Raw genomic sequence first — 5,595 nt, forward strand, 5'->3', positions numbered from 1 at the left:
TCGTTAAGATGAACTAATTGATATGAGTCTAAATATAAGAATATACCTAATAATATCAGTGGCCTGCATGCTCTGATTATTTACTGTTAACTCGTTTGTTATGTTGAAAAGTAGGTCATCCTTTAATTATTTTAATATACACATAATCTTAATCATTGCTGAAGTAACTTTGTTCTGCTTTGAAGTTTGAAGTTGGAGGTTGAAAGAGCAGTAGAAAGTTTACATCTTGAGTAGACAGTCACATCAGCTTGCATCAAATTTTTACTTCGTCATTTTTTATTACCATCAATATGACTCAAATTGGCTGAACAGTCAGCTAACATTAATTTCTGATTGTGCTAATTTAACAAATTCTGCAGCAGGCAGAGGCTTTGACCAGTAATAACCTTGTCCATAAACGCAACCTTGAGCTTTTAATATTGCAGCAGTCTCTGCATCCTCAACTCCCTCTGCAACGTTTTCTAATTCCATTAAATGGCTCATTTTTATTATTGCATTTACAATATGTTGTTGTTGTAAATTACCCCACATACCTTGAACAAACGACATATCAATTTTCAAAGTAGAAGCATTAAATTTTGATAAATAGTTAAGATTTGAATATCCCGTTCCAAAATCATCAATAGCAAAATATATACCACGCTCGACCATCAAAAAGATCTGTTGTTCTATGTTTTTAACATCATCAATAAACAGTGATTCAGTAATTTCTAACTCTAATAAACTTGGATCCAGTTTGGCATTTTGTAAAGCCCTGAATACATGATTAGGTAAATTTCCTCGTTTAAATTGTAAAGGCGACAAGTTAACTGCCACTGTGATCCCTTTTAACCCATTCTTTTGCCATTTGGCACATTCAGTACAGGCTGTTTCGAGAACCCAGCGTCCTATTTCAACGATTAAACCCGTTTCTTCGGCGACAGAAATAAATTCATTAGGAGGAATAAGAATACCGTTTTTTCGCCAACGGATTAAGGCTTCTGCACCCACAAACTGATTTGTAGCCAAATTGACTATTGGCTGGTAATACAATTCAAACTCTTGTTGTTTTATGGCCGTTTTAAGTTCTTGGTTCATATTTATACGTTTATTGATGGCCGCTTCCATGTCACTTTCATAGAAATGATAACAATTTGGTTCTTCCTCTCTGGCTTTGTAAACTGCAAAGCTGGCCTTTCTATTTAGCTCTTCAAATGTATGCCCATCGAATGGGGCAACCGCGACTCCAAGTGCGCAATTTAATTCAAAGTCATATTCAGATATAGACAAGGGTAAAATGGTTTGGCGAATAGTTTGGTGACAAAAATTTCGTAAGGTTTCAAAATCTGCTACCCGTTTAATAAAAGTAAATTCTATGCCTGATGTCCGATATACATAGGTCTGATCATCTTGTAATTTTAGAAAACGGTCTGCCACACTATTTAAAACTTGGTCACCAAAACTATGCCCTAAAGTGGAATTTATCCAATTAAAATTATTCATATGCAAGGTCACAAAACCAAGCATGGAAGAATCTTTTGGAATATTGTTAAAAAGTTCGTCTAGATCTAACTTACATTTTTCGGCGTTAGGTAAACCAGTCAGCTCATCAAACATAATTCGCTTTTCAGAGTTCGTTTTGATGATATCGTAACGTTGGTTTTGTTCGGTAAGTCGCAAAATAAGTGCTTTGATATAACCTGAAATGAGTAAGATACCCATGCCATAAACACCCAATATTAACGACATGTCCGTTGCTTTAGTCCAACTTGAATAGTCAGTCAGTACTTTAGGTTCAACAAGATCAATGGAAATTGCATAAGCGAAAAAATAAAAACTAGCCAGCATGTAACACGACAAAGGAATAATCATAGTCATGCCACCCAACAAAGATGCAAAGATGAGTACGCACGGATACAGAATTAAAGAGGTGTCGTACAGACCGTCATAATAAAAGGCTTTGGACGACGCAAATATAATGACTGTCCAAAGTGTCATGCCGGCAACAATGTTACTGGTATCACATGTTAAAAATGTTAATAAGCCAATTAAAAAAAACACTACTACTAAGCCATCAACCAACCACTTTGTATCACCTTGCCACCAAGCGTTGACTGACATGATGATAAACAAACCGAGAAATACATAGATGACTGACTGGACTTGTCCAATACGCGATTGTGTGTCATGTAGTGTAGGCACTGACAAGTTGTCAGATGAAAATATATTCTGACTTTTTTCAATCATAAATTTTTTATTGAACATTAATTTCATGTGCAAATTTTAATGAGTTCTTATGTGCTGATTCTTTGACATTCTTAACATCGTACATGGCTTGATCAGCAAGGTTGATAATCTCCTGTAATTTTCTCCCATTGTCTGGGTAAAACGCGGCACCGATGCTTGCCCCCACCGTTACATTTTGATTAAACTTGCGTAAAAAGTAGGGTTTTGAAATCCTCTGTACTAAACGTGCAACGATGTCTTTGGTAGTTGCTTCGTCAGCGCCGTCAAGTAACAAAACAAATTCGTCACCGCCCCATCGGCCACCAAAATCTTGTGGGCGTAGAGTCTTTTTAATTCGGTCGGCAACAAATATCAATATTTCATCGCCTGATTCATGACCGTAAATATCATTAATCCGCTTGAACCAGTTTAAGTCGATTAAAGCTAAACAAAATGGACGTTCTTGCTCAGTAAATACTTCAATTTCTTTTTCTAGACCTTGACGATTATAAAGCTTAGTTAGTTTATCAAAATTGGCTTGGTAGGCTAAAGATTCTAATTCTTTTTTCCGTTTTGAAATATCATGTAAGGTAATTTGATAATATTCATGTAAATCTTCGTTAACAATCGATGTCACTACCACCTGAACCCAGACAGAAGCTGAGTCTTTAGATGTGTTTAATTTGAATTCTCCAGTCGCAATTTCATCATTTGCAAAGGCCAATTTTACTGTACCTAAGAGTTTCTCAGGCTCTGCAAAAATATTTTCTAAAAAAGGCCCAAAACTCTTTTTTAATTGCAGTCCAAGTTTTTCAAGAGTGGTTTCAAAGGCAATATTAAACAATAAGATATTACCTCGTGGTTCCATTAATATAATCGGTGAAAGTGAATTTTCAAAAAGCATTCGAAAGCGTTTTTCTAAGGCTTCAATTTCTTGTCTTAGCTTCCTTTCACTTGAGAATTGTTGTTCAGTTTTGTCAAGTAAGATATTAACATCTCTCACCAATCCACCCAGTTCGCTGTTTTGATGGAAGTCAGGTACAGATAAGCGATTACTCTCACCCGGGACAGTGTTGTGCAATGCATGAGCAATATTGATCATAGGCTGGGTAATAAGAAAAAAAGCGACGCATATCGCTACAATTGTGACCACAAACGCCTGAATAATCATTGCTTTAGAATTGTCTAATGCTAACTGTTTAGCTTTTTCTTCAATGTATTCAATGTTGGGTGCGATAACCAGAGTACCAATTGATTTACCTGCTTCAAACAAAGATTGGATAGGAAAAGTAATTGGCTCAATAAACGTATTTTTATTGTTAACCACTTCGACATTTTCAAATTGTATCCTAGCATTAAGAACAACTTCATTGGTGGCGAGGCCATCGACCACTTCTTGTGCCAGATCCTTCTCAACTAAATATGCGGCTGTTGCTGCAGTCGTAGCAATAGTTTTGTATAAACTTCCAATATTTTGTTCAGCGATCGCAACCTCTTGGTTGAAAGTCACTCTATAAAACAACTGTGAAGAAAGAAAACCAATAGCGACGGATGCAAAACCAATAACTATTGCAAGTCGGATCAATAATCCACTCTTATTCATCGAAACGATAGACCACTTTGAGATCACTTGTCACACTATTTTCATAAACATAAGCGATTGCATTTTCGGTTTCCATCACAAAATCTAAAATAGCTTTTTCGTCCTTTTGTTGGGTTGGAGGTCTCGCGCGACCTGAAAACTTCACTTTTGACCAGTAAGCATTGACACGAGCTAGTGGCATACCCACGAGGGAATCGTAAAATTTTGTTCTGGTCTCTAGATCATTTTCAATATCTACCGGAACAGCTTTGGAGCCGTCAGGAAATGCTATATATTTTCCCATGTACAAGTCGATAACTTGAGATCGTGAAAGGACAGAATTTGGGTTGTTTTTATGCACAACAAGAACTAATTCAGCGCTGGCGACAGAATTAGTAAAACTCAATGCACCCATAAACATTATCGTTTTAAGTAAGCTTAAATGTAACATCAGTATAAAAAGCTCAGGTTAGCAAACAAAGAATTTACACGACCAATTCGTCCTTCTGTCGGATCATTTTCTACTGGAGGTTGCCAAAATGTGCTTCCCCCTTTATCTATCCGAGTGTGGTCTAATTGCAGCTTAAATGACATGTTTTCTTCAAAGTCCCAACGCCAACCTACCGACATGGTTTTCTGATTAATACTGTAGTAATTGAGTATAAATTTAGATGCACCATAGGCTTCTAATCCACCCGGCACTTGTGCGAGTGCTGGCAGATTAATACCTGTTGCGTCTAGATTAAATTTTTCTGAATTACTGAAGGCTATTGAGCCAAAAAAGTTGTGTGCATTACTATGATAAATACCACTTAAATAACCACTCTTAACACCTTGAATTGACAAGCTGTCTGTTTTGTTTTTTGCTAACTCAGAAATAATCGTCACTTTTTCGAATCGATATTGACCACTTATAGAAGTGTAAGCACCTTTGCGATTATCTAAGTCGGCAGCATCTATAAAATTTACTGCATTTGGCCATATGGCCGAAAAGTTAGGTACGAGCGCATCCAGTTGTGAAATCCCAACAACCAGAGGTTTTATAGCCTGCGAATCAAACTTTAGTTGAGTGTGGTTCACAGCGATGTCCCAATTAATTGATTGAAAATCTAAAGCTAAGCCAATAATGTTGTCAAACCGAAATGCGGGCGCATCAGGTGCGCTAAAAGCAGTGACAGCAAATTCATTTTTACCATAAAACAGCTTAGCAGAAAAAGTCACCTCGCCTATGGGTTGGCTAAAAGTTACGTCAGCACCATCAAGGTAACGATGGGGTATCACACCATAAATTTCGCTGGGTACATGTGCCCAGGAATAGGCATAGCCAATGTCTCGATATTCAGTTAACAAGAATAAATCAAATGCAGTACGGCCCACTCTGAATGACCAATTTGTGTTGGGTGAGTACCTTAGAAAGGCTAGGTTGAGTGCAGAGTCAAGGTTAATCTCCTGCTGATCTCTATAAATGGCCTGAACAACAACATCGACTTCGTTAGAAACAATGACGTCGAATTGAATACCCAAGTTAGTGCTCTCAGCAAAGTCAAAGTCATTTTTGAAAACACTACCTGACTTAGAAAAATCTGCACGATACCCAAATTCATCTGAATCAGTTGTTACAACTGTCTCTTATACACACTCCGAGCCCACGAGACCGTACTAGATCTCGTATGCCGTCTTCTGCTTGAAAAAAAAAAAAAAAAAAAACAACAACAACAACAAGAACAACAACACTACCCATATCATAGACTACGTCACTGCGCTTCTCGACCTGATTATGTTACATATACGTCTGATAGCGAGCTTAT

Annotated in this window: 4 protein-coding genes; all 4 read right to left on the minus strand. The window is 37.2% G+C overall.

What is annotated here, in order from left to right; all coding sequences use genetic code 11:
- Positions 1-312 precede the first annotated feature (312 nt).
- The 4 genes from QZ562_RS19005 to QZ562_RS19020 are packed head-to-tail and all read right to left on the minus strand — an operon-like array spanning position 313 to position 5,311.
- Positions 313-2,244, minus strand: a complete 1,932-nt coding sequence (locus QZ562_RS19005) for a bifunctional diguanylate cyclase/phosphodiesterase (RefSeq protein ID WP_293763746.1) — start codon at positions 2,242-2,244, stop codon at positions 313-315.
- The gene (locus QZ562_RS19010) at positions 2,234-3,790 is read right to left on the minus strand and encodes a diguanylate cyclase (RefSeq protein WP_293763749.1); all 1,557 of its coding nucleotides are present in this window, start codon (positions 3,788-3,790) and stop codon (positions 2,234-2,236) included. The genes QZ562_RS19005 and QZ562_RS19010 overlap by 11 nt, the downstream gene beginning before the upstream one ends.
- A 10-nt stretch (positions 3,791-3,800) precedes the next feature.
- The gene (locus tag QZ562_RS19015) at positions 3,801-4,202 is read right to left on the minus strand and encodes a hypothetical protein (protein WP_293763752.1); all 402 of its coding nucleotides are present in this window, start codon (positions 4,200-4,202) and stop codon (positions 3,801-3,803) included.
- 35 nt (positions 4,203-4,237) lie between these two features.
- On the minus strand, positions 4,238-5,311 hold the full coding sequence (locus QZ562_RS19020) for a hypothetical protein (protein WP_293763755.1): 1,074 nt from the start codon (positions 5,309-5,311) through the stop codon (positions 4,238-4,240).
- Positions 5,312-5,595: the final 284 nt, after the last annotated feature.

Source organism: uncultured Paraglaciecola sp. (assembly GCF_913058035.1).
In the GTDB taxonomy this organism is placed as follows: Bacteria; Pseudomonadota; Gammaproteobacteria; order Enterobacterales; family Alteromonadaceae; genus Paraglaciecola.